The organism is Alteromonas sp. G4i35 (assembly GCF_054960375.1).
In genome coordinates this window covers 1-305 of record NZ_JBHNZD010000084.1, presented here as the reverse complement: position 1 = coordinate 305, position 305 = coordinate 1, and the positions used below count along the sequence as shown (strand labels likewise).

Below are 305 nucleotides of genomic sequence, written 5' to 3'. Positions count from 1 at the left end.
CTTCAGCCTACTCACTTTCACTTGGACAACCAACGCCAAGCTTGCCTAGCCTTCTCCGTCCCTCCATCACTGATTATATAAGTACGGGAATATTAACCCGTTTCCCATCGACTACGCATTTCTGCCTCGCCTTAGGGGCCGACTTACCCTGCCCTGATTAGCATGGGACAGGAAACCTTGGTCTTCCGGCGTGGGAGTTTTTCACTCCCATTATCGTTACTCATGTCAGCATTCGCACTTGTGATATGTCCAGCAAGCTTTACAACTCACCTTCATCCACTTACACAACGCTCCCCTACCCAGCA

1 rRNA gene is annotated in these 305 nt (G+C 50.2%); it reads right to left on the bottom strand.

The features are described from left to right. Positions 1 to 305 (bottom strand): 23S ribosomal RNA (locus tag ACFI6L_RS20330); the annotation flags it as partial.